Here is a 22981-nt window from a genome sequence, read left to right on the forward strand (position 1 = left end):
AGCGAAACCGCGTATGGGGCGAATGGGAAACACCACAGCCAGGCAACCCAACCCAACCAAACCAACCAAGCCAACCACGCCAACCAAGCCAACCAAGCCAACCAAGCCAACCAAGCCAAACAGGCCAACCAAGCCAACCAAGCCAACCAAGCCAACCAAGCCAACCAAGCCAAGCAAGCCAAGCAAGCCAAGCAAGCCACCCACAAAGCCTATCAAGCAAAAACTTCACACCACTAAAAAGCATCCAAACCCTAGACTTGCGTTTAGTCCACGACTATAAGCTAACTTTTAAAATGGCTAACATCCTTAGCCAGCTAGAGTATATCTGTCAAAAACACGCCGCTTGCACTTATCCCATATCTAAGCTTGTAAGTATCACAGGAGCTGGGCGTTCAACCCTTTTTAGATGCATCAAAAGGCTTCAAGACATAGGCTTTGTAGACAAAGACAAAAATGCTATACGTCTAACTGAAAAATACTACGAAGCCAAAAAGTTCTACTTTCAAAAAGGACATGCTAACTCTTTAAATGATGCTAGCTATGAAGATTTTTTATACCATAAAAAAGGAGAAAACTCAATCATACCCCCTGCAGATTTCCCCTTAAATGAAAGCAATTTTGCATCAAAAAACCCCCCTAAAAATGAGCCCAAATTAAGCCCAAAAAAGTCCCAAGATGACACAAAAACAACCCCTACTAAACTAACTCTAAAGTCCCAACTTGAGACTAAAAAGTCCCAACTTGAGACTTCTCCCTTTCTTTATTATAAGAAACAAAAGAGAAACAATAGACTTAGAAACAATATTACTTGTAGTAAGAATATAAATATAAAAAATAAAGATCTTTTAGAGGGAAAAATTTCTCTTTGTTTTTATCGTTTTTTTCACAGTGTTTTTTTACACAAAAAAGTTTTGCCTTCTTTTTTTGCTATTGATTTTTTTTGTCTTGATTATAAAGACGCACAAGGTTGTAGCCTTAAGACCTTAAGCCATAAAAAGCACAAAGTCAAAAAGAGCCTAGAGCATAAAAGCTTAGATAAATCCTTCACAAGCCCTAGTCTTTCTAAAACGCAAGAGCTAGTTTCTAGACATATAAGCCTAGAGCTTGCTAAATTAAGCCATAAGCTAAAAGCTTAATTTTAATTTTTAAAAGGAACTCCAATGAACACACAAAACAACAACCAAACTTTAAGCACACAAGCCCAAGTTGCCCTAGAACTCCCAGAAGGCTTAGTTGTGAAAAACCAAGTCATCTATATCGACAAGATGCTAGAAGCTACTCGCATACGCTTAAGCACTAAACTAAATGCAAATAAGAGCAATGTGGACTTATGTGCTAAGTACATGGGACTTATAAAGTCTTATGCTGCCTTGCTTATACAAACTTCAGGGAACTTAGACCATATCAAAGTTTACGCAAGTGCCATCTTGAAAAGAGACAGCACACTTAGGATAAAAGCCCTTTGTGATATGTGGCTAAAAGATGCCACTTATAGATTAAAACCGGGCACTATTCAGTCTTATACTTACGCACTAAGATATCTAAAAGAGACTTTAGGCGAAGAGCTAGTTGTAGTCTTAGGGAAAAAAGTAGTTGCTAGAGATTTTTTTCAAGCCTATGTACAAATAAAGCCTTATAGCTTTCAAAAACAGCTAAAGATATTACTTACTTCCATGTTTGACCTCGCTGTCAATCTTGATTATGTAGAGTACAACCCTTTTTCAGCCCTAGAAGTTAAAAGCAAGCCAAACCCAGCCACTTTTAGAAACAAGTCTTTTACCCTAGATGAGATACAAACTATCATGAGTGCTACTATCGAAGATAGCACTTTAAAAACCTACCTAGAGATAGCCATAGGCACAGGGGCAAGACCTAGCGAGATAATAGCTTTAAGCTTTGAAAGCTTTGATCACAAAGCTAAGTCTGTAAACATCAGGCAAGGTTTTAGTGGAGAGGTACTAACCACACCTAAGACTAAAAGTTCTCAAAGGGTAGTTTATATAGACCAAAGGCTTAGCGACTACATCTTTGAGTTAAGTTGTAATGGACAAAAAACTGGCTTTATCTTTAAGACGAACCTGAAGCCAAAAAGCCTTGTTAGAGCACTGGGAGAAAGCTTTAAAACCTTACTTAAAAAGCTAGAGATAAAGACTAATACACTCTATGGCTTAAGACATACCTACACGACTTTAAACCTACAAAATGGGGCTGATGTCAAGATTATCTCACAGATGCTAGGGCATGCAAACACATCCATGACTATGGATGTTTATAACAAAGTACAAAGCGAAGGCTTTAAGCCAAGCTTTTTAAAACAAGAGCCTAGTCTTTTTGAATATAAAGGGGTGAATGATGAGTAAGTTTTTTTCATTTCTAAAAGCAGTGTTTGTCTCAAGAGTTGCAAGTAAAGATGTCTTTTTTACCTACCGTAAAGTCCAAAACTGCAAGCTTATTAAAAAGCTAAACAAGAGGGGGCAGTAAAATGATTACAAAGATAATCTCTCCTAACATAGAAATAGATTCTAAGCTAAATAGTTTTTTAGATGAGTTTAAAGCAAAGCATGGCTTTACTAAAAGCGTAGTTATAGACTACTGCTTGAGCGTTAACGAGGTAAAAGGCAACACAAAAGAAAACAGCTATGAGAAGTGCTTTGTAACCAAAGTAACACTAAGTAATGCCAATTATAAAAAGCTTTTGTCCTTAAGTAAAAAAGCCTCTAAGCTTTATATAAACAACGTTTTAAGCACTTTTTACTTGCAGTATCAAGCCAATGCCTCTTTAACTGTAGTTAGGCTTATATTTTTCTGTTTAGAGCGTGATTTAAAAAAGAGCGTAAGAGAAGATAGGGAGTTTATGAGTATAAAAAACAACCTCAAAAAAGCCTATAAGCTTTTAGTTTGTACAAAGGCAAAACATGGCTAGTAGTTTGACTAAAACAGAAGCTACTATCTTTATAAGCTTGCTTGAGACTAAAGAGCTAACTAACTTCTTTGTGCAAAATCCTATGAGATATTTTAGTGAAGATGGGAAAAAAGTCTATGAAGCATTAGCAAGGTTTCATAGAGAAAACAAAGACTTTGATATCTACTCTTTAAAGCAGTATCTTAGTGCTTCTATCATGGAAGACATCTTAAAAGCTACGACTTTAAAAACGCTTAGCAGCGTTTATGAAAGACTAGCTTTTGAATACAAGCTAAGAAAGCAAGGAGAGATTGCTAAAAAGCTTTATGATGCAAGCAAGCAAAACAAGATCATAGACATAGCACAAGACATGGAAGAGATGAACTTTAGTGTTTATAAGTATAAGACTTTAGGAGATGTAGAAGATGAGCTAAGACATAAGCCAACTTCTAAAAACTATGAGACTGGAGTTAACTTCTTTGATATCTCTTGTTATGGTGGGATAAAGACAGGGCAGTTAGTGCTTATAGGAGGTGATCCAGAAGCAGGGAAGACTTCACTAGGAGTACAGATTATAGAGCGTTTAAGCCAAGTTGTAAAAACTTGCTTTTTACCCTTAGAGTTCCCTATGGGTAATACCTATCCTGAACGCTTCCCTAAGTTAAAAGCACACTATGGGGCTAACTATCAAAACTTAAGGGATAATCTAATAGTACTAGATGACTTTTATAGCCTGCAAGATATCTATAACCACATCATTAATCTTTCTACTCAAGGAGTTAGATTTTTCTTAATAGATTCTCAGATGCGTGTAGAAACTAATGGGATAAATCAAGAAGAAAGAGAAACCATAAAGTTTAAAAGACTAGGAAGCTTAGCTAGACAGCATCAAGTCACTATCTTTTTTATAGTGCAAAATCCCAAAAGTGGATTTGGGGTTATGGGGTCTAAGCTAGCAGAGAATGAAGCAGATATGTACCTTTATATAAACAAGCTTAAGCCACTAGAACACGGAAAAGCTAAAAGGCTTCCAGCTGGTGAAAATGACGTTTATGATAGATACAAAAGGCTTATAACTATGAGGAAGAACAAGCAAACTGGAGAGCACTTTAGCACAGAAGTGGACTTTGACCCTAAGCTTAAGTACTTCCATAAAAGCGACATCTTAGACTTTAAAACCTATAGGCAGCTTGAAGAAGAACAAAGAAAAAAAGAAGAAGCCTATCTTGAACAAAACAAAGAAGAAGCTATCTTTGAGATAGATATCTAAACACACACAAAGGATAACAACATGGAAAAAGCACTAGAAGCCTTAAGGGCAAAAGTAGAAAAGCTAGAGTTAAAGATAATAGACCTAGAGACTATAAACTATAAACAAAAATTAGAACTAAGAGAAAAAGAGCTTGATATCACAAAACTAAAAGAAGAGCTAAAAGTTTATAGCAACTGGGTTAGTCACCGCTTAGAAGAAAAGCGTGAGCAAGAAAAAAGCCAACAAGAAGAGAGCCAAAAAGAAAGCTTAAAGGCTTATGGTAAAGAGTTGCAAGCTGCATTTGATGCAAAAGGAGAAAAAGATGAATTTTAATCACCAAGCATACAATCCAAAAACCCAAAAAGACCTTAGCCCTCTAGTTCGCACCCACTTTTCAGAAAGTGAAATACTAATCTTTGAAAGCTTAAGCGAGATAGCTAGATATCGCTTTACTAGATATATAAAGATGCGTATAAGTCAGTGCCACATTAACGCTACGCCTTTAAGGCTTTTAACCCCAAGTGAGTGGATTTATAAAAACCATCTTTTACTAAATGATGTAAGCAAGATAGCTTCTATATTAAAGCTAGATGATACAAAGTCCCAAGAACTCCTAGCAGGCAAGGGCGACTTAAAAGAAGTAGCTAAAGACTTACAAGCTGCCTTAAAAGCCTTATCTAAAACTACCTTAAAGGAGAAGTCATGCTAGAACGACTAGGACACATAAGAAAAGAGCTTAATTGCTTAATAGATTATTTAGATAACACTCTAAAAGATGCTAGGGCTGATGATAGTATAGATATCTTAGAAGCTAAGGCTAGGCTTAGGCATCTTTACAAGGACTTAAAGTTCCATCAAAAAGCCTTTAGACTTTTTAAGCAAAGAAGTCCAAATAGTGATGATTTTATTTTCATAGAAGAGTTTTTTGAAGATAACACAGTTGGAGCTTTTAGATACTATCTAGGAGCAGTGTCTTTAGCTTATGAAAGCTTACAACTCCCTCTAATTCAAAAGGCAGATGAAGGGGCTAGAAAGATCTTTTTAAGGTTTGAAAACGACATGGAAAAGTTTTATGAAAAGATGCAAGACTTAGAGATTAAGCTAGAAGAAAAAGCCGCACAAAAGAAAAAAGCACGCACAAGTGTAAAAAGCTAGGAAGGTAAGGGGTGTAAATAGAGAAGTAAAGGCAAAAGAGCCAAAAAGGTATGAATATTTTTTAAACTTTTAAAAAAACCCCCACCGTTAAAAGGCAGGGGCAAGGAGTTAACCTTAAGTCCTAGTTTTATTTAAGTAACTTATATATTTCAATAAGTGCTATAATAATGACTAGAACTTCTTCCAAAAGTTCAAGGCACTTCATTGACAACGACCTTTTATCTTAAGCTTTATTAGACCACGTAACTAATAAGCAAAAAGATAGAGGTTGTGTTGATTTTACCCTTAAGGCTGGAACCCCTAAGGGTAACAACCTCGCTAAAAATTATATCAAAACCTACTTTTGTCTCCTTTGTTTTATTACCTCCTTACCCCTAACCTTCACATATAAAGAAGGATAAACATGATAAAAAATCTAGAAGAGTTTAAGTCTCATATCAACATAGTAGATATAAATAAGTCATTAACTATGTTTTATAAAAAACAAAGAAGGCTAAGAGCTTAAAAAAAAGCACGCACAAGTGTAAAAAGCTAGGAAGGTAAGGGGATAGGATATAATCATATTGAGGTTGTTACCCTTAGGGGTTCCAGCCTTAAGGGTAAATCTAAGCAACACTCCTCTTTATCTTAGGCTTGTGGCAAGCCAAAGATAAAGAGTAACAGAGGTTTAGTAATGGTTTTCCTTGAACTATTAACAAAAGTTCTAGTCATTATTATAGCACTTATTGAGATATATAAGCTGTTAAGATAAAAGCTAGAAGTTTTAAGGCTTTATAAAGCCTTCCTCCCCCTTGTATAAGTGGGGAGGTTAGTAGTTCACAAACTTCTTCCTTCCTTTATGCGTTAGTTGTAAGCAAATATGAAAAACGATTAAAGGATAAACATGATAAAAAATCTAGAAGAGTTTAAGTCTCATATCAATATAGTAGATGTTATAAGCCATTATATGCCTTTAAGAAAAAGCGGGTCTAACTATCAGGCTTGTTGTCCTTTTCACGAAGAAAGCACGCCTAGTTTTAGTGTCCATGAAAAAAAGGGCATCTTTACTTGTTTTGGCTGTGGAGCAAAAGGTGATGCTATAAAGTTTGTGCAAGATTATAAGGGTTTAGACTTTTCTAAAGCCTGCTTAGAGATAGCAAACATCATTAATTTTAATCTAGTCTATGATGAAGGTGAAGTTATAAAATATAAAGATGTCTATAAGCTATTAAGCGAGTATGCTAGTAGTCTTTTAGAAAAAGAAGCCTCTAAGTATTTTGAACAAAGAGGTTTAAGCAAAGAAGTTATAACCCACTACGAGCTAGGCGTTTTGCCGCTTAATTATGAGATAGTGAAGTTTTTTGAAAGCAAAGATGCCCTAAAAGATGCTATAGCTAGAACGCTTTTAAGTGAGGGGGATAATGGTCTTTATACCATCTTTGCTAATCGCTACTTGTTTCCTATAAAAAACAAGTTTGGCAAAGTGATAGCTTTTAGTGGGAGGGCTAAAGATAAAGACAAACAACCAAAGTATATAAACAGCAAAGCAAGCAGTCTTTATAATAAGTCTTTTACCCTCTATGGCTTTTATGAAGCAAAAGAGCTAATAGCTAAGAGTAAGCGTTGCTACGTAGTAGAAGGCTATATGGATGCTATAAGTCTTTATAGTCTAGGAGCCCCTAGTGTTGCAGTTTGTGGGACTGCTTTTACATTAGGGCATCTAGGGCTTTTTGAAAAAGATATAGAGCTTAATTTCTTATTTGATAATGACAAAGCAGGAAAGAAGGCTACTTTAGAAGCAGTCAAACTTTGCTTAAAAGAAGGTTTTTACAATGCAAACGTAGTTAGTTTTAGTGATAAAACTATAAAAGATGCCAATGACTTATTACTAAAAGCTAAAAGCTTTGAAGATAGCATAAAAAGCTTGCCTATACTTAAGTACTATATCTTAGGTATCTTGCAAAAACATGGCTTTAAAGATGACTTAGAAAAAGAGAAAAAAGCCCTTTGTTTAAAAGAAGTCACTAACTTTTTAAATAGCATCCAAGATAATTTTTTGAAACAAAGCTATAAAGAAGACATCTCAAAGCTTTTTAAAACAAAGCTAAGCTTAAAAAAGCAAGCTTATACTCAAAAGTCAAAAAGCTATGACGAGTTAGAAGCTACTCTTATAAAGTCAAGTTTTTTGAATGATGACTTTGTCAGTCTAGTTAAACTTTTTACTGATGAAAGCATGTTTTTAACTACAAAAGAAGCCTATAAAGCCTTAGTTAGTGATAGTTTAAATAGTGATTTAAAAGATATAAGCGAAGATGAAAGTATCTATATAGAGCCAGATTTTTACTTTTTACTAAGCAACTTTTTAAAAAAAGATTTTGAAAAGAAAAAACAAGAGATACTAGATACTTCTTTAGCTCTAGATTCTAAGCTAGCTGAGCTTAAAGTCTTAGAAGAAAGTTATAAACAAAAACAAAGCGAGTTAATGCCTTTTTAGCCTTTGTATTAACCACTACGCTTAAAGTTGCAAAGAGGGGCTTTTAAGCGTTTTAAAGCTTATAAACAAAAGGCATAAAGCTACTTTACTTTAAAAAAGTTATGATCTTACAGTAGCCATTGCCATAAGGGCTTTCAAGGGTTATAGTCACTTGTTCATTAGCCTTTAGGCTTATAAGTCTAAGCGTGCTTTCTCCTAGTGTAGGTAAGGAGTTTTTAGCATTAATAACGCTATAGGTTTCCCACTGGTTATTATCAGGGTTGTTGATACGTTCCCAAGGCGTCCAGCCAACAGGCTTTGATTGCGATCCTTGCGCATAAAACTGAAGTATTTGTTTTCTTTTTTCTACGTAGACATAGTATTTATGTAGTGTCTCAGCACTTCCTAGTCCACCTAGTAAAACTACCCCCCCCCCCCCGTATTAAAACTAGCTAGAGAGGCATTATTACCCCCTCTAAAGTTCATAGACTGAGATATGTAGTTAAGCCAAACTTCTGGAACATTAAAATTGTAGTTAGCAGCAGGACCGTCAATCTTCACATGCCTATCACTCCTTCCATAAAAGCCAGTAAAGTCATCCTCCCTATACTCTCCCTTCCCAGCTTGCAAATAGATTAAGGCGATAGTGTCATAGTTTGGAGAGGTATAGATGCCATTACTTTTAAACTCATCTACTTTTACATTTAAAGGCTTATTTACGCCTTTTATAGGGCTAAAAGAAAGTATGTAGCTATTATCTTCTTGCTTGAGTGGGCTTACTAGGTTCATCTTTTCTCCTCTTTTTTAAAACTAGTATATTCTTATTAAGAGGGAGATTAAAATTCTTTTAAGGTAGTGTTCCACTACCTTAAAGGTTAAGCGTGGAGAGGGGTTACAAGGAACCTTAAAGTTTTTACCTCTTTCCACTTATGCCAACATAAAGCCTTACAGCAAAGTACATAACATAACGTGTCAAAAAGCTAACCCCTGTATCTTTCATAGCTTGTAAAAACTTTTTGTCTATCTGGAGGCGTGTGCCTTGTTTTTTATATATCAAGTAGTCATGAAGCACGCTAGCCTTAGCATATCTTCCAGTTGGAGTAAGAAAGCTATGAAAGATTTTAGGTATAGAAGCAAAGTCTGTTATAAAACCAGCGGGTATTATGTAAGGGTTGCTATCAACATATATTAGAAGTGGGTTTATAAGCTTAAAGTTTACTCCATCATCTAAAACTTCTACGATTAGCCTTTCTTTTGCGTTTAGGTCTTGCATCTTTTTTCCTTTAAGCCAGTAAAGTGATAATCTTGCAGTAGCCATTACCATAAGAGGAGTTCACAAAAACGCCTATTTCTTCATAAGCCTTAATCTGTACTAGCCTAGCATCTACAAAGCCTTTTGTCGGATTAGTATTAGGATTTATTTGACTAAAGTAGCCAAAGTGTTCAGCAGTAGTGTCATAGTTACGCCCCCAAAAGACTTTATGAGTTCTTACTGCTTTTCTATACTCAGCATCTTGCTGCCTACTTTCTGCATTCCCTATGCCTCCAGCTACTACAGTTACCCCAAAACTTGCACTGCTTCCATTCCTCCCTGTTATATAGTTTCTTGCCCGCCCAGTTCTTTCAGTTCTTCTATTATAGCCTCCTGCTGCAGTATCAGCCCTTGGGTTTAGATCCATGAAGGTGCCATATTCTGTTTTATGCCACGTATCAAACCACCCTGTGAGATTGCTAGTTTTTTCTCCACTTCCAGCCTGAATTAAAAGTAAAGCTAAAGTATCATAGTCTTCCCCTCTATAAGTGCCATTTACCCTATACTCATTAACCCTTACTTTAAAGCTCTTTTTTATAGCTTGTAACTCACTAAAAGGAAGAGTATAGGTTCCACTAGATTTTGTTGGCGTAGGGAGTTTTGAACTAAAGGGGCTGCTTTCTACTTTTTCTACTTTTTCTACTTTTTCTACTTTGTTTTTTAGGGTTTTTGCTTCTTCTTCTTCTAAGTCTTTTAATAAGGTCTCATAAGCGTTTTTATCTAAAACTTTTATCTCTTCTAAACGTCTCTTTCTTATCTCAAAAAAAGTTGCTAGTAAGTCCTCACTTATATCTTTTGGAGGGGTAAAGTTAGCTCTTTTATAAGCATCTATGTCTATAGTTTCAAAAAGACTTTTTAAAAACGTATTTATTGCTTCTTTATTACCTGCTTTAAAAAGTTCATCATACTTTTTTAGATTGTCTAAGTCTTGTTGCTTTATATCTATATCAGGCAAGAGGTCATCCATGTTTCCCTCCCCAACAGCCATAGTTTTGCCATACTTTGAAGCAAGATTTATAAAAGCTATATTTGCGTTTATCAAAAAAGATTGATCATCTTTATGTTGACTAAAGGCTGCAAAGTTTACTAGTTGTATAAAAAGTGTAAGCTCAAGGTAATCTTTTATCTTTGTAGCCTTCGCTAAAGGCAAAAAGTCATACTCCAGTGACTTATCTTGTAACCCCAAAAGTACTAAAACAGGAAGTATCACAAGTGAAGAATCTTCTCTTGTTAGTTCACTAGGGGGTTGGTGGCTTGTAAGAAAGGCTTCTTTTTCCTCTGGGCTCATCTCACTTAAAGGTTTTGGCAAGACTAGGCTTGCTTTGTACTCTTCTATGGTCATTTTCACTCCTTGTAGTAACTTTTATAAGGATTTTTACAAAAAAGAGAAGTTTTTAAAATTCTTAAAACTCTAAAAACTTTGGAGTGATAAAAGGACTTATATCAAAGGCTACCATGCCTATCTTATCATCTAGTATATAGTGGACTTTAGTTTTTGCTTTTTTATTACCTAGTGTTATGGTGGCTTGCTGTCCTTTTGGGTAGTGATTTTTATATAGCCTTAGTATTTTTACACCAAAAGATGTTCTGTCATATCTTAGTTTTTGACTAGGACTAAAAGTTCTAGCAACCTCAAGATATAAGTCTTTAAGTGGGATGTCTTTTAGATTAGGGGATTGCTTTTTGATTAGTTCTAGTAGTGCTTGTCTTAGTGGTGTCATTCTCCCATTAAAAGCATCTTCTATCTCTTGATTTGGTCTATCTTTTTCTTGAAGCTTATCGTTTCTATCCCTAAAAGTGTCTCCATAAAAAACTATATTGCTTATATTTCTTTCTACATCTTTTGGCACTTCTATCTTTAGATGATGTTTCGTTTTTAGTTTTAGTCCGATATCTAAGAAGTAGCTAAACTCAGTGCTTTCTAAAAGTATTAAGTCAGTGCTTAGCATAGTATTATAGGTATTTTGTGCCCTCTCTTGTCTATCTCTTCCTCCTGCAAAGTGTTTAAATCTAGGATCTATTAAAGCCCTTAGTGGTGCAGGGTTTCTACCTTCTATTTTATGAGAAAACACTAAAAGCGGGTAAAGTAGTGCATCTTTTTGCCTAAGTCTTTTTAAAAGCTCATCTTGCTGCATAAAGCGTCTTAAGTTTACCCCTTTGGCTGCTTCTATAAAGGCTTGTTGAACTTCAGGCAAGCTTTTTAAGCTAGATTTAGATGATAAGACATCATAGTAGTGTGGAGAAGCTGGATTTAAAAAGTTCTCATTTAGTTTATATAGACTAGAGTAGCCACTATCTTCTCCTATCATGCGTAAAAAAGGCTTTGTAGCATTACCCATATAGTCTAAGTTACCATCCTTTAAAGCATTATAGCTACTACCTCCTGCAAAGTTAGAAAGATTACTGCTTGGCTTTGTTTCTATCCTAGCCCCAGCTTGTGGCAAGCTTTCTTGTCTTATCTTAAGTGCTTCTTCTCTTGTGTTTTTTACCTCACTTTCTATGGTCTTTAGCCTAGAGTTAAAGTATTTTGCTACCATAAAGCTTATAGCACTAACTCCTATACCTAAAGTCCCTATAGCCAAAGTCGCTATGCCAAGAGGAGACCCAAGTCCTAATGTTAAAGCACTAAATACTATGCCTACTATAGGAAGTATGTAGTCTATTACAACCCCCATTAGATTTGCCCAAAACCCCTTTCTTTCTAATCCCTCAAAAGTTGCCCTCAAAGCATTAGAGTGAAAGTGCTTAAAACGCACTGCCATGATTATGCAAAGTATTATTTCATTGTTCACATTAAGATTTTTGAAGTGTGGCTTTATGCGTCTATCCCAGTCTTGTAAGTTTCTTATACTATCATCTTCACAAGCCCTAAAAAAGTCATTTAGTTCTAAGTTTTCTTTTTTAGCATCTAAGTTAGCAAAAAAGCCATACTTCTTAGCCTTATTAAAAAACTCGCCTAAGGTTATAGGTGGATAGTATTTAAACTCCTTGCTTAACTTTATGTCTTGCAAACCTAGCCATAAGTCATTAGCCTTTTTGTCAAAGTCTTTATTTGCCCCATCATCTAGTATCTTTTGTAGTCTTGAAAAATACTGTGATATATCAGGGTTACTTCTCCCACTACTAAAACTGACATAGGTATCAGGAAGGTTTACTCCATGCCTTGCAAAAAAGCTTTTTGTTACATCTGTAAATCTCATTTGGTCTTGAAGGTTGTCTCCTCCTCTATGATATGCATAAGATATTTCATTATTTTTTTCAAAATCTCTTAGCTTATCTTTTTGAGTTTCTCTTTCTTGTATTAAAGCATCAAGCTTTTTTTTCTCATGCTTTCTTAAGAAATGCTCTTTAAAGCTAGCTTCGTCTTTAAAGTTATATTTATAAGCTAACTCTAAAAAGCTAGCTTCTCTATTTGCCTTATATATAGCTTTATCTCTTGTCTCATCAAGCATTAAATCACTCTTATATTTAAGCGTTTTTCTAGCTGCTTGCTTTCTCCTTCGTGGTTATAACTAGCACTAAAGATTATAGTTTTTATACCAGTAGAACTAAAACTAACTAAAGGCTCTTTAATGTTAGAAAGCTCTTTGCCTCCTTCTTTCCAAGATATATTGCTTAAAGTCAGACTACTACTTACATAAAGCTTAGTAAACTCACCTACTTTTAAAGTCTCATCTTCACTCCAAATAATTATAGAACTATTATTATCAGGAACCACTAGCTTATCAAGGTCGTCATTATATTTAAAAGCGTTATCTACTCCTATAGCCCTAACACTATCTAGTACATCTTTTACTAGCTCTTTTGCAGTCTCTGGAGAGGTTGAGTTTGACACAACATTAGTGTAGTTTATATATAAAGTTGCTTTATTCATCTGTGCGTTATCATTAGCTGATTTGGCTATGGAAAAAGCTTGCGTTTTTAGATTTAAAAACTGGGCTTGCAAGGTTGCGTTTTCTTTTTGGGATTTTTCAAGATTAGACTTTAAGGTTTGAAGCTCTAGATTACCTTTTGCTTTTAGCTGGGTAGTTTGGATTTCATTACTTTCTAGGCTTAGGGCTGTTTGTACTGCTACTTGAAGCGTTCCGTTATAAGTTTGTGCCATAAAAGAAGCATAAGCGTTAGCTAGCTCTGCTTTGGTAAAAGAAGTAGCTGGCATAAGGTCAGTTAAAGCCTTTTGGGCTTGCTTAAAAAACTCGGAGTTACTTAAGGTCTCTTCTACTAGTTTGAAGTTTTCTTTAAACTTATCGCTATATACAGTACTCACTCTTCCATCCCCTTAACTACTTTAGTCATTAAGTCTTGGGCTTGTTTTTCATAAAGCCTAAAGTTTCCTAAAGTTACTGTATTTGCTAAGTCTTTATCGTTATAAAACTTAGCCGCAAAAGTACTATTAGCATTACCAAAAAAGCTTAAAAACTTACCTATAGCAACGCTTTGATTTTCGTTTAGTTGCGGGAAGGTTTCTTTAAGAAGGTTTATATCTTGATTACTTAATACTCCAGCCATAGCTAGCTTAGCGTAGCCTACAAAGAGGTTTTTAGCATTACCATTAAGGCTTGCTATAGCAACCCTATCTTTGTTGTTTAAAACTCCTTCAGGAAGTGGCAAGTATCTTAAGACGTTGCTTACTATGGTGTCTACTTGTACGTTGCCTTTATCTTGTTCGTAGTTTTCTATCTGATTTATTAACTCGCTTGCCCTCTCTTGTACTCCTAGATAGCCTTGTATGTTTTCTTTTTCTTTTGGGCTAAAGGCTGTATGTATAAGTGGGATGATCCTTGCTTTGTTTGTTTGAAAGTACTTTTTTTGCTCTTCAGGGCTTAAGCCAGTAGCACTTTGTGCTATGCCTATTAGCTCTTTTATCCTTGCTTCAGTTGCGGCTTGCTTGTCTATTTTAAAGTTATTAGGAGAGTTGCCTACTAAGTCTTGTTGCAAGTAGTTTCCTATGCTTCCTAAGTTTTGTGAGTAAGAAGAAGCAAAGTCTTTTATACCATTAACTTCTAGAGGGTTTGGCAAGGCGGTTGGATTAAAGCTACCAGTTTTGCTTCTTATCTCTCTTGCTACTCTTCCAGCAAGGCTTAGCGTTCCATCTATATTGCTAAGGTTTTGTAAGTTTTCTAGGTCTTGACTTGTTATAAAGTTTGAAACCCCTCTACTTACCTTACTTTGATTTAAAGCCGTTTTAGAGTTATTTAAATTAGCTCCTATTTCGTTTTGTTTTGTGCTATAAAGATGTGAAAACATATTTTTTAAAACATCATTATTAAGTCTTGCTTGTCTTTTTAGGCTATCTTGATTTAAGTCTTGTTGCTTTATCTCATTAGTTTTTGTTCTTTCTATACCACCACTTTCATCATATGTCTTTATAGCCCTAAGACTTGCGTTTTCTTGAAGTAAGTCACTTTGTGCTTTTGCTTCATCTTTATTAGACAAAGCACTTGCTGTATTTAAGATACTAGCTTCGTTTTGCTTTGCTTTTTTAAGCTCTAAGTTAGCCCTGTAAGCATTCCATGCATTAGCGGCATTAGCGGCTTTTATGTCATTATCTAGAGTTTCTTTACTTTTTTTTAAAGCAAGATTACTAGCTTGCTGTCTACTTATGTTGTTTATACCTTGTAAAAAGCTATCATTAGCACTTTTTAAGGAGTTTTGAAAGTCTATAAGCGTTGGGCTTAGGCTAGTTTGGGCTAGCTTATTTTGGGCGTTAGCTATGGTGTAGCTATATTGTGGGTCTATAGGGGTATATGCCATATTTTACCTTTCTTTATGCATTTTACTTTCATAGTTTATAAACTTTCACACACACAAAACAATTCTAGAATTTTTTAAAATATCTCTTTTTTCTAAGATGTCTTTACTTAAATATTAAGGAGAGACACATGGCAGAAGAAAATGCAGTTACTACAGAAAACAAAGAAGTTGTAGAAGAAAAAAAAGAAGCCACACCAGAAAGTGAAGTATCAAACCCACAAGATGGCAGGGAAGCTAGCCTCTCAGCTAGCCCCAAAAGTGAAGATACAACTTCAAGCACACAAGCAGGAAGCCAAGATAAAAGAAGCGACACTTTGCTTCAAGATGAAAGTCTACCTAGTACTATGGCTTTTGATACTACTAAATTTGTAACTGGAGTTAATCCAGAAAACAACAAAAAAAAGTTAGTACTAAATGACGTTAATGACTTAAAGATAGAAGATGAGATCTATATACTAAATGTAAAATACATCATAAAAGATATAGATAGCCAAACTAAGACTATAACGCTAGATAAAGACACACATCAAGAGATAAATCTCCAAACAAACAAAACCATAGAAGTTAGAAAGCTTAAAAGCACTCCTTTAGTAGTAGAGACTAAAACGCCTCTAGTCAAAGGAGATAAGCTTGCAAAACTAAAAAGCATCATTAACACCTACTTGCAAAAACTGCAAGCAAGACATGATGCTAGCTTTAGTGAGTATAAAGGCATGGCTGATATCTTAGAAGATGAAGCTAAAAGCTATCTAAACACCTTTGATAAAGCCCTAACTCCCGCCATGGATATTATCAACCAAGAAAGCGAGGCACCAAGAGAGCTAGGTAGTGTGATTTTAGAAACTAAAAAAAACATACAAGACTATAAGCTTTATCATGAACTTTTAAAAGCAAGACTAAAACTAATATTAAAAGCTATAAATAAGGCTACTTCTAAAGAAGACCTAAATGCTTTAAGTCTAGAAGATGCCTAGATGTTTACGCGGCTTAGAGAACTAGATACCATCATAGAAGCGGCTAATCTTAAAGATTTTTATAACAACACTATAAAAGAGTTTACTAACACTAAACTGCTTCCTATAAACATCAAAGATAGTTTTTACACCCTTCCTGATGGGAGCACCTTTAGGGTTTATGATGGAGAAGGAGTGCTTTCTTTTGTGCTTGCAAAAAGCACTTTTTTAAACCTAGCTTTTTACTACAAAGAAGATGACTTTATCTATAACTTAGATTTGGCTTTGGCAGGAGAGCTTTATAACCCAGTTTATAAGCTTGCAATACAAGAGTTTATAAACCTTTGTGAGATAAACAAAGAAAAAGAGATCTTGCATCTAAAAGCCTTTGACTTAGCTAATAGGGCTTTGCTTTCACAAGTCTTATAAGGCTTTAGAATTTTCTTTAATTCTAAAAAAATATACCATGTATCAAACACTATAAGGAGAAAAAGATGGATGAAAACAATCCAGAGTTAAAAAAAGACCCAGATGACACATCTATAGAAGAGTATCAGCTAGGAGAGCTTCAAAAAGAGCTAGAAGAGACTACGGGAGCCCTTGATAGTAACTTTATAGAGGATTTTTCAAACAGTCTTAGCGAAGATGAAAGTGCCTTAGCTTATCAAGACCTAAAGAAGTTCTTAGCCCTCTATGAAGAAAAGAAAAAAGCTTATATAGAAGAAAAACTCTTGCCCTTACAACAAAAAGGAGAAGAGCTAAGTCACTCTATAAACACCAAAAAAACAAATAAGCAAATTAGAAGTGATGAAGAAGCCTTTTTGATTGAACATCCAGATGCTAACTTAGATGTCTTGCAGGCGTTTATGGATAATGACATGACTAAGGCAGAAGAAAAAGCCTTGCGAGAGGCAAAAAGTGTTAAAGAAGGCTTAGGCTTAGTTTATAACTTTTGGAAGCAAAGAGGACAAGTCCCTAAAGAAAAAGACTTGCCTAAAAAACTCGATGCAAGCCATGCAGTAGATGAAGAAGACAGCCTTGCACTAGATGTAAGCTTACCAGCTAATAGAAGATAAGGAGAAAAATATGACAGAAACATTATTAAGCAACAGACCAGACGTAGTAGTAAAACTAGACCCAGAGATAGAAAAGGCTTACTGGAGGGCTAGTCTTTTTAACTACTATACGGGTAGTGGGAATGATAGGATGATAAGACAAATCGCAGTTAATGACTTAAGTCCTATTGAGATAAGACTAAAAGCAAAAAGCACGGGCGAAGGCGTAAGGGGTAATGCCGACTTAGCTGATAACTTAGATAATATGGATATATATGCCATGAGTGTAACGCCAGATGTGTTTGCTAACGCCCAAAAAAGTCCCATCATGCAATACAGTAAAACACTGCAAATAAACTTTGAGAAAGAAGCTAGGGAAAATCTTATAGAGTGGTTTCAAGACAAAAGTGATAGGATGATAATAGCTAATCTAACCGCTAAACTTACTAATGTTTTAGTGTGTGATAAAGATAAAAACACTCCTTTTAAAGTAGCTAGCACAAAAGACACTGTAGAAGATTTAATCAAAAAAACAGTTAAAGGAGATATAGTCACTTTAAAAGCAGTACGCGAGCTTATAAAAAGAGCAAAAAACGGCATAGGCATAAGTGGTAAAGAAGATAGCTTCCCTATCAAGCCCGGACGCGTTAGCTACTTTAGGGATGATGGCTTAGCTGAACAAGAACAAAGAAGATACACGCTTTTTTTATCACCAGAGCAAGCCCAGCAACTAAAAAACGACCCAGAGTATCAATACTATGTAAGAAGTATAACTGCAGGGAGTTTTTCTAATACTTTTGAAAGCGGGCTAATGATAGGTATAGATGGTTGTGCTGTAGTTGAGCTTCCTACTTGGTCTTTACTTCAAGCTGGGCTTTTGCATACTGGGATAAATCTAAACTCTAAAACCTATCTAGACCCAAGTGTTGCAGACTTTAAGCTAGAAAGCTATAAGCCAACGCAATCTAACACTGATGCGTGTATAGGCTTATTAGTTGGAGCTAGTGCTTGTCTTTATCCTAATAGCGGCAACGTAACTATGAGAGTAGAATTAAAAGATGCAGGAAGAAAAGTCCTAGTTGGAGCAGATAAGATTTTAGGCGTTAGAAAGGCTGTTTTTAATGCTATAAAAAGTGGCTATGACACAGATTTTATATATGACAAAAAAGACTTTAGCGTCATTGGCTTTGTAAGTTCTAAAGAGTAAGGAGAAAACATGATAACTACACTAAAACCAACCTATCTTATAAACGTAAAAATAGACCTAAGCCAAAAAGATAAAGACTTAAAGTCACAAGTTATAGGCTATCTTCCTTCAAACTCTTATCTTTATGAAGCAAAGATAAACCTTCTTAAAGGACAAGAAAACTTAAAAGTAAGCCTAAAGGCTGGTAACTTTAGTCTTTTTTCTAGCCTTAGCTTAGCTGCCACAGAGGCTAATAAAGAAGCCACTACAGAAAATAGCCCTAGCACACAAGGCACACAAGGCACACAAGAGGCAAAATCAAGCCTATCTAAGCTTTTTATAAGCGCTGAAACAAAAAGTATAGAACAAGATACAAACTTGATACTAGAGTATGAAGGACTAGAACCCACTAAAGAAAGCACTGCTATCTTTGAAGTGCTTTTACTAGTTAGTCTTAATACTCCAAAGATTATAGACTAGTTCTTTCTTTGCAAGCCTAAAAGGCTTGCGTTTATGTAATAAAAGGCAAAATAATGAAACTAACAGATATGATAGATACTTTAAGCACAGAAGTTAAGTCCACAAAAGACTTACAAGCTACTTTAGAACAAAAACTTAAAGACTTAGAAGCTATTTTAAATACTGCTAAAACTAGCATAGATTCTAAGATCACATCTCTAGAAGCTAAAGAAAGTGACGCACAAAGCAAGATTGCTAATGCTTTAACTCTAGCAAAAAGCATGATAGCTACTAGTACTAGCATAGATACTTTAAGTCCCGTTTTGAAAGGCTTAGTAGAGGCTAAGCTTGCAACTAAAGACTTTTTAGATGCCTTATCTTCTAGCCTTATAGCAAAAGATGGCATTAAGTCAATTGTAAGTATAGATAAAGCCATGCTAGATAAAGCCTTGAAAGACTATGTAAAGGCTAACTTTGGAATAGAGGCATTAAAAGAAGATATATTTACTCTCTACAAAGAAGATATAGATAATGCCATGAAACGCCGTATAAGGCTAGAAGCAAAAAGTGTTATGGATAACTATGATTTTAGCACTGCTATAGCTCAAGGTTTTGAAGCTGCAGTCTATAAGTTTTTAGATACTTCAAAAATAACGCGTCACGCTATTAAGACTAACGCCCTATTGCTTAGCTCTCAACTAGCTTCACTTGATAACACTTTAGAAAATTTAAAAGGATAATAATGAAAGCTGAAGCTGGAAAAACTTATGCACTAATAGTAGATGGCTTTGTGCATAATGTATTTACAAAAGAAAACTTGCCTGAGTGGGATGAAAAAGCCCTCAAAGTAGTAGAGGTTCCAGAGGACAAAAAAGAACTAGTAAGAGAAGGCGTAGAGTTTAAAGATAATGGCTTTGTGCTTCCAAGCTTAGAAGAGCTAAAACTTCGTGCTTTAAATTTTTTATCTAACATTACTGATGACATAATAGATACTTATACTGAAAGACCTCCTTTATCAGAAAAACTCACATGGGAAGCCCAAGAAAAACAAGCCCTAAGCCTGCAAGCAAAGATTAAAGACTTAGAGGCTAAAGAACCAAAAGAGACTTTAAGCGAAGAAGAGGCACTAAGGTTAGGTAGTGATGTAACGCTTTTAGCAAAGGCTAGAAATATCCCTTTAAAAGACTTTGTCACTAAAGTCTTACAAAAGGCTGGTGTTTATAGAAAGCTTTTACTTATGGTGCTTGCTTTTAAGCAAAACACAGAAACTAAGATACAAGAAGCTAAAGATATAGCTAGTCTTAATGCTATTATGAACTTACAAGAGCCTCTAGAAAAGCTAAAAACAACCATAGAGGCTAACAAAGAAGGAAAGGCAGGTGCTTAATAAATGGCTTATGATCTAGTTCCAACCTATCTAAAAACACAAAAACCAACAAACTGGCTTGATGAGTACTCTATCTTTAAGCAAAGTAATCCTTTCATACCTAAAGATAAGCCCATACAAAAAGCTACACCTAGCCCTTTTGAAGCCCTAAGCCCACTTCAAACTGCAGGGGCTATAACTAATATAGCCACTAGCTCACTAAACTCTCTAAGCAGTCTTGCTAACCTAGGACTTGGTATAACTAAGTTTATAGAAGATAGAAACAACGGGAGAGAAGCCCTAGCTATAGCAAAGGCTGATAGACTTGATGCTAAAAACCAAAGGGCAAGAAACGAAGCTGCAAGAGATGCATTAAATACAACTTTAAGAAATAGCCTAAGTGATCCAAACCTGCCTATAAATAAAACCTAAGTAAAATATTTAAGTCTTTGATAAACAAAAGATAAACAAAAAAGGTAACTTTTAAATCTATAAAGGGCTTTTACTTATAAAAGCCTTCTACTAAGTCTTTGATGGTTTCTAACTCTAGGCTTTGCAAGGAGTTTACAACGCAAGTATTTTTATCAATAGTCTCCTTTTTTATGCTAGCTTCTAAGATAGCCCTAGTGCTTGCTTGTTTTTTAATCTCAGATCTTTTTTCTTTGTAGTCTTTTAGTATCTTTTCTTTGCTTGCTTTTAGTGCTACTTCTAAGTCTTTTTGCCTTAGCTTATAGTCATTGGTTTTTAGCTCTAAGGCTTTTAAGGCTTTGTTTTGATTATCAAGATTAAAACTTAAGAGGGCATAGTCACTTTTTAAGTTCTTTAAGTCATTACGTTTACTCATATAAAGAAAGGCAAAAAGCAAGGTTAGCCCTAAAAGCACTAAAGTTAAAACTCCAAGTACCACTTCTAAAAGCTTCATATACGCCAACCTGCATTAGCTTTAATTAGTTTAGTTTTTGCCTTTTGTTTTTCTTCTATGTAAGGATAAAGATTATCTAGCACAGAAAAAGTAGCAAGGGCATCTATACAGTTATCATCATTAGCTTTTCTTTCAGGGTTAAAACTAAGGAGTTCTTTTGTGATTTGTTCTAGTCCACTAGCTCCTAAGCGAAAACACAAATCGCCTGTGTTGATATAAGGAAGTAAAGCTTGTATCTTTTGAGACTTAGAGATACTTCTTTTAGGTGGAAAGGTATAGATTAGATTTTTAATCTCTACTTTGCCTAACTCTTTTGCTTTTTGATTAAAAGCTAGTAACTCTTTACTTAGTGTTTGATAAAGTGTCAAGCCCCCGCCTGCTCCTTCTATATAGCAGGTTGCTTGCGGGTATTTTAAAAGTGTGTTAATAGTTGTTTTAAGAAATATTTCGTGATTCCACTTGCCATAAAAGTTATCCATCATCACGATTTTTAAACGCCTATCTTCACTTCTTAAGCCAACTACAACAATGGCTCTATTATCGCTACTATCTTTTAGGCTTTCAGCTGGGTCTATAAAGATATAGCACTTCATAGCTTTTAGTTCGTAGTCTTGTATATAACTAAAACTTTCTTCTTTGAAAAAGCCAGCCTTAGCCTCGCTTGGATTTTGTTCATACTGCAACTCAAAGGCTTCATAGCCCATCTGACGCCTGATATCTTCTAACTGGGATAAATTATGCCTTTTAGGGAAAAGCGGCGTGTTAGGCGTTCTTAAGTGTGTAAACTCTCCTATCTTATACTCTATGGTTTTATCATTTAAGGCTACTAGCTTTAAAACATGCCATCTGTTCTCTAAAGATATGTCTTCACCTCTTTGTAAAGCGTCATCTTCTTGCTTTAAAAGGTAGCCACAAAGATCATCTTTGTGAAGCCTTTGCATGATTATTATTACTGCCCCTAGTGAAGCCGTGCTTTTTTCATTATTAGTAAGCAAGCGGCTTAAAAGAGAGTTATTATAATAGTCTATAACTCTTTGTCTTTCTACTCTAGAGTAAGCATCACTTGCTTTTAGGGGGTCATCAACTATTAGTATATCAGCATGCTTTCCAGTAACTGCCCCTCCAACTGTGGTAGCATAAAAAGTACCCCCTTTAAGCAAACTCCAGTCAGTATTTTGCTTTTTATTAAGCTTATTGTCTGGAAAAAGGTTTTTATAGATCTTATTATCTATATAGTCTCTTGCATTCATGCTTATCTCTTTAGAAAGATCATCTGAGTAGCTTGTATAGATAAATTTTAACTTAGGATTTACCCCAAAGGCAAAGGGCACAAAAGTCCTAGCCACTAACTCAGTTTTTCCATAGCTTGGAGGCATCATTATCATTAAACGTTTTATCTTGCCTTTTAGTACCTGCGTTAGATGCTCGCTTATATATTCATAGTGCCAATTATCCAAAAAGGGCTTTTGGTCATAGTATTTCATCTTATAGTCTAAAAAGGCTTTTAAGTTCCTTCTTGCAAACTCACGCTCTAAGAGTTGATACTCTAAGTTATCTAGTGTTTTTGTTGCTTCCATTGCTTATACTTTTGCAAAAGTAGGCTTTTGGGTTAGTAAGCTTTTTAACTCAGCATCACTTAGCACGCTTGCATCTTCTAGGGTTATGTTTGGATTATTAATAATATTTACTAAGCTATCAGTATCCCTTCCATAAATTGCCCTTTTAACATCTGAAAACATACCAACTAGATCTTTAGAAAGCCTAACTAGCTGGGCGTGATCGCTTGGCTTTTCGGCAATACTTGCTAAGATATCAAAACTACTTTTTCCCACAAGTGCAGTTTTTATTATCTGTTTATCTATAAAGCTTTGAGACATGGCTTTAAGAAGTATCTCATCACTTGCATCACTTAGTGTTTGGGCTTCATAGATTTTTACCAAACCTTCTTTGTTTGTTTTAAGCTTTGTTTTTATGTCTTGTTTTACTAGGTTTATATTTTTACCTTGCTTTAAGTCTTTTTCTATATCTTTTAAGTCTATATCTTTTAAAGCAACACCTCTTTGCCAACCATAGGTATCAACGTAATATCTAAAAGTTCTTTCTTTTACTTTGAACTTACTGGCTACTTCTTTTATGCTTTCATCGTGGGTTTCAAAGTAGGTTTTATACTCCTCAAGTCTTAGTCTTCTTTCTTCGCTTTTTGACATACTTTC

General features: G+C 35.2%; 26 protein-coding genes. 17 read left to right on the forward strand and 9 right to left on the reverse strand.

Going from position 1 to position 22981, the window contains the following annotated elements:
• The 9 genes from BKH40_RS07535 to dnaG all read left to right on the forward strand — a co-directional run.
• Positions 1–1136: hypothetical protein (locus BKH40_RS07535; RefSeq protein ID WP_180675164.1), on the forward strand; the 1136-nt coding region annotated here is incomplete at its 5' end.
• A gap of 24 nt (positions 1137–1160) precedes the next feature.
• Positions 1161–2360, forward strand: coding sequence for a site-specific integrase (locus BKH40_RS07540; RefSeq protein ID WP_095278336.1), 1200 nt, complete (start codon positions 1161–1163; stop codon positions 2358–2360).
• Positions 2353–2481, forward strand: coding sequence for a hypothetical protein (locus BKH40_RS08990; protein ID WP_257842541.1), 129 nt, complete (start codon positions 2353–2355; stop codon positions 2479–2481). The genes BKH40_RS07540 and BKH40_RS08990 overlap by 8 nt, the downstream gene beginning before the upstream one ends.
• 1 nt (position 2482) lies before the next feature.
• Entirely contained in the window at positions 2483–2923 is a 441-nt protein-coding gene (locus BKH40_RS07545; RefSeq protein WP_095278338.1) for a hypothetical protein, read from the forward strand.
• Positions 2916–4172, forward strand: a complete 1257-nt coding sequence (locus BKH40_RS07550) for a hypothetical protein (protein ID WP_095278340.1) — start codon at positions 2916–2918, stop codon at positions 4170–4172. The genes BKH40_RS07545 and BKH40_RS07550 overlap by 8 nt, the downstream gene beginning before the upstream one ends.
• Positions 4173–4193: 21 nt before the next feature.
• Complete coding sequence (locus BKH40_RS07555) at positions 4194–4487, forward strand: hypothetical protein (protein ID WP_095278342.1); 294 nt, start codon at positions 4194–4196, stop codon at positions 4485–4487.
• Positions 4477–4863, forward strand: a complete 387-nt coding sequence (locus BKH40_RS07560; protein WP_095278344.1) for a hypothetical protein — start codon at positions 4477–4479, stop codon at positions 4861–4863. The genes BKH40_RS07555 and BKH40_RS07560 overlap by 11 nt, the downstream gene beginning before the upstream one ends.
• A complete protein-coding gene (locus BKH40_RS07565) occupies positions 4857–5309 on the forward strand; it encodes a hypothetical protein (protein ID WP_095278345.1) in 453 nt (150 codons plus the stop codon). The genes BKH40_RS07560 and BKH40_RS07565 overlap by 7 nt, the downstream gene beginning before the upstream one ends.
• Positions 5310–6192: 883 nt before the next feature.
• Complete coding sequence (dnaG, locus tag BKH40_RS07570; protein WP_095278347.1) at positions 6193–7782, forward strand: DNA primase; 1590 nt, start codon at positions 6193–6195, stop codon at positions 7780–7782.
• A gap of 402 nt (positions 7783–8184) precedes the next feature.
• Here dnaG and BKH40_RS07575 read toward each other — a convergent pair whose 3' ends face one another.
• The 6 genes from BKH40_RS07575 to BKH40_RS07600 form a co-directional block, all read right to left on the reverse strand.
• Entirely contained in the window at positions 8185–8550 is a 366-nt protein-coding gene (locus tag BKH40_RS07575) for a hypothetical protein (RefSeq protein WP_095278349.1), read from the reverse strand.
• A 124-nt stretch (positions 8551–8674) separates the two neighbouring features.
• Positions 8675–9034: a DUF1353 domain-containing protein gene (locus BKH40_RS07580; RefSeq protein ID WP_180675165.1), complete on the reverse strand. Its 360-nt coding sequence runs from the start codon at positions 9032–9034 to the stop codon at positions 8675–8677.
• Between the two features lie 10 nt (positions 9035–9044).
• On the reverse strand, positions 9045–10415 hold the full coding sequence (locus BKH40_RS07585) for a hypothetical protein (protein WP_095278353.1): 1371 nt from the start codon (positions 10413–10415) through the stop codon (positions 9045–9047).
• Between the two features lie 61 nt (positions 10416–10476).
• Complete coding sequence (locus BKH40_RS07590) at positions 10477–12525, reverse strand: hypothetical protein (protein WP_095278355.1); 2049 nt, start codon at positions 12523–12525, stop codon at positions 10477–10479.
• The gene (locus tag BKH40_RS07595) at positions 12525–13340 is read right to left on the reverse strand and encodes a hypothetical protein (protein ID WP_095278357.1); all 816 of its coding nucleotides are present in this window, start codon (positions 13338–13340) and stop codon (positions 12525–12527) included. The genes BKH40_RS07590 and BKH40_RS07595 overlap by 1 nt, the downstream gene beginning before the upstream one ends.
• Positions 13337–14827: a hypothetical protein gene (locus BKH40_RS07600; protein WP_095278359.1), complete on the reverse strand. Its 1491-nt coding sequence runs from the start codon at positions 14825–14827 to the stop codon at positions 13337–13339. Before BKH40_RS07600 ends, BKH40_RS07595 begins: the two co-directional genes overlap by 4 nt.
• Before the next feature lie 128 nt (positions 14828–14955).
• On the opposite strand from BKH40_RS07600, the gene BKH40_RS07605 reads away from it, so the two are divergent.
• The 8 genes from BKH40_RS07605 (at position 14956) to BKH40_RS07640 (ending at position 20278) form a co-directional block, all read left to right on the forward strand.
• Positions 14956–15801 carry a hypothetical protein gene (locus tag BKH40_RS07605; protein WP_095278361.1) on the forward strand — a complete coding sequence of 282 codons (846 nt, stop codon included), beginning with the start codon at positions 14956–14958 and terminating at the stop codon, positions 15799–15801.
• On the forward strand, positions 15802–16209 hold the full coding sequence (locus BKH40_RS07610) for a hypothetical protein (protein WP_095278363.1): 408 nt from the start codon (positions 15802–15804) through the stop codon (positions 16207–16209).
• 65 nt (positions 16210–16274) lie between these two features.
• The gene (locus BKH40_RS07615) at positions 16275–16856 is read left to right on the forward strand and encodes a hypothetical protein (protein ID WP_095278364.1); all 582 of its coding nucleotides are present in this window, start codon (positions 16275–16277) and stop codon (positions 16854–16856) included.
• Positions 16857–16866: 10 nt separating this feature from the next.
• A complete protein-coding gene (locus BKH40_RS07620; RefSeq protein WP_095278366.1) occupies positions 16867–18042 on the forward strand; it encodes a DUF4043 family protein in 1176 nt (391 codons plus the stop codon).
• Between the two features lie 9 nt (positions 18043–18051).
• Positions 18052–18501: a hypothetical protein gene (locus BKH40_RS07625; RefSeq protein WP_095278368.1), complete on the forward strand. Its 450-nt coding sequence runs from the start codon at positions 18052–18054 to the stop codon at positions 18499–18501.
• A 53-nt stretch (positions 18502–18554) separates the two neighbouring features.
• Positions 18555–19220, forward strand: a complete 666-nt coding sequence (locus BKH40_RS07630; protein WP_095278370.1) for a hypothetical protein — start codon at positions 18555–18557, stop codon at positions 19218–19220.
• A 2-nt stretch (positions 19221–19222) separates the two neighbouring features.
• Entirely contained in the window at positions 19223–19867 is a 645-nt protein-coding gene (locus BKH40_RS07635) for a hypothetical protein (protein WP_095278371.1), read from the forward strand.
• Positions 19868–19870: 3 nt separating this feature from the next.
• Complete coding sequence (locus tag BKH40_RS07640; RefSeq protein ID WP_095278373.1) at positions 19871–20278, forward strand: hypothetical protein; 408 nt, start codon at positions 19871–19873, stop codon at positions 20276–20278.
• A gap of 70 nt (positions 20279–20348) precedes the next feature.
• Here BKH40_RS07640 and BKH40_RS07645 read toward each other — a convergent pair whose 3' ends face one another.
• From BKH40_RS07645 to BKH40_RS07655, 3 genes are read right to left on the reverse strand one after another with little or no spacing between them, the layout of a single operon-like run.
• Positions 20349–20768, reverse strand: a complete 420-nt coding sequence (locus BKH40_RS07645) for a hypothetical protein (RefSeq protein WP_095278375.1) — start codon at positions 20766–20768, stop codon at positions 20349–20351.
• Positions 20765–22345, reverse strand: a complete 1581-nt coding sequence (locus BKH40_RS07650) for a terminase family protein (protein ID WP_095278377.1) — start codon at positions 22343–22345, stop codon at positions 20765–20767. The genes BKH40_RS07645 and BKH40_RS07650 overlap by 4 nt, the downstream gene beginning before the upstream one ends.
• 3 nt (positions 22346–22348) lie before the next feature.
• Entirely contained in the window at positions 22349–22975 is a 627-nt protein-coding gene (locus tag BKH40_RS07655) for a hypothetical protein (RefSeq protein ID WP_095278379.1), read from the reverse strand.
• Between the last annotated feature and the right edge of the window lie 6 nt (positions 22976–22981).

Source organism: Helicobacter sp. 11S02629-2 (assembly GCF_002272875.1).
Taxonomy (GTDB): Bacteria; Campylobacterota; Campylobacteria; order Campylobacterales; family Helicobacteraceae; genus Helicobacter_I.

Excerpts from the sequence above, each read along its gene's own strand:
- BKH40_RS07540 (WP_095278336.1), top strand. The coding sequence starts at position 1,161 with ATGAACACACAAAACAACAACCAAACTTTAAGCACACAAGCCCAAGTT.
- BKH40_RS08990 (WP_257842541.1), top strand. The coding sequence starts at position 2,353 with ATGAGTAAGTTTTTTTCATTTCTAAAAGCAGTGTTTGTCTCAAGAGTT.
- BKH40_RS07545 (WP_095278338.1), top strand. The coding sequence starts at position 2,483 with ATGATTACAAAGATAATCTCTCCTAACATAGAAATAGATTCTAAGCTA.
- BKH40_RS07550 (WP_095278340.1), top strand. The coding sequence starts at position 2,916 with ATGGCTAGTAGTTTGACTAAAACAGAAGCTACTATCTTTATAAGCTTG.
- BKH40_RS07555 (WP_095278342.1), top strand. The coding sequence starts at position 4,194 with ATGGAAAAAGCACTAGAAGCCTTAAGGGCAAAAGTAGAAAAGCTAGAG.
- BKH40_RS07560 (WP_095278344.1), top strand. The coding sequence starts at position 4,477 with ATGAATTTTAATCACCAAGCATACAATCCAAAAACCCAAAAAGACCTT.
- BKH40_RS07565 (WP_095278345.1), top strand. The coding sequence starts at position 4,857 with ATGCTAGAACGACTAGGACACATAAGAAAAGAGCTTAATTGCTTAATA.
- dnaG (WP_095278347.1), top strand. The coding sequence starts at position 6,193 with ATGATAAAAAATCTAGAAGAGTTTAAGTCTCATATCAATATAGTAGAT.
- BKH40_RS07575 (WP_095278349.1), bottom strand. The coding sequence starts at position 8,550 with ATGAACCTAGTAAGCCCACTCAAGCAAGAAGATAATAGCTACATACTT.
- BKH40_RS07580 (WP_180675165.1), bottom strand. The coding sequence starts at position 9,034 with ATGCAAGACCTAAACGCAAAAGAAAGGCTAATCGTAGAAGTTTTAGAT.
- BKH40_RS07585 (WP_095278353.1), bottom strand. The coding sequence starts at position 10,415 with ATGACCATAGAAGAGTACAAAGCAAGCCTAGTCTTGCCAAAACCTTTA.
- BKH40_RS07590 (WP_095278355.1), bottom strand. The coding sequence starts at position 12,525 with ATGCTTGATGAGACAAGAGATAAAGCTATATATAAGGCAAATAGAGAA.
- BKH40_RS07600 (WP_095278359.1), bottom strand. The coding sequence starts at position 14,827 with ATGGCATATACCCCTATAGACCCACAATATAGCTACACCATAGCTAAC.
- BKH40_RS07605 (WP_095278361.1), top strand. The coding sequence starts at position 14,956 with ATGGCAGAAGAAAATGCAGTTACTACAGAAAACAAAGAAGTTGTAGAA.
- BKH40_RS07610 (WP_095278363.1), top strand. The coding sequence starts at position 15,802 with ATGTTTACGCGGCTTAGAGAACTAGATACCATCATAGAAGCGGCTAAT.
- BKH40_RS07615 (WP_095278364.1), top strand. The coding sequence starts at position 16,275 with ATGGATGAAAACAATCCAGAGTTAAAAAAAGACCCAGATGACACATCT.
- BKH40_RS07620 (WP_095278366.1), top strand. The coding sequence starts at position 16,867 with ATGACAGAAACATTATTAAGCAACAGACCAGACGTAGTAGTAAAACTA.
- BKH40_RS07625 (WP_095278368.1), top strand. The coding sequence starts at position 18,052 with ATGATAACTACACTAAAACCAACCTATCTTATAAACGTAAAAATAGAC.
- BKH40_RS07630 (WP_095278370.1), top strand. The coding sequence starts at position 18,555 with ATGAAACTAACAGATATGATAGATACTTTAAGCACAGAAGTTAAGTCC.
- BKH40_RS07635 (WP_095278371.1), top strand. The coding sequence starts at position 19,223 with ATGAAAGCTGAAGCTGGAAAAACTTATGCACTAATAGTAGATGGCTTT.
- BKH40_RS07640 (WP_095278373.1), top strand. The coding sequence starts at position 19,871 with ATGGCTTATGATCTAGTTCCAACCTATCTAAAAACACAAAAACCAACA.
- BKH40_RS07645 (WP_095278375.1), bottom strand. The coding sequence starts at position 20,768 with ATGAAGCTTTTAGAAGTGGTACTTGGAGTTTTAACTTTAGTGCTTTTA.
- BKH40_RS07650 (WP_095278377.1), bottom strand. The coding sequence starts at position 22,345 with ATGGAAGCAACAAAAACACTAGATAACTTAGAGTATCAACTCTTAGAG.
- BKH40_RS07655 (WP_095278379.1), bottom strand. The coding sequence starts at position 22,975 with ATGTCAAAAAGCGAAGAAAGAAGACTAAGACTTGAGGAGTATAAAACC.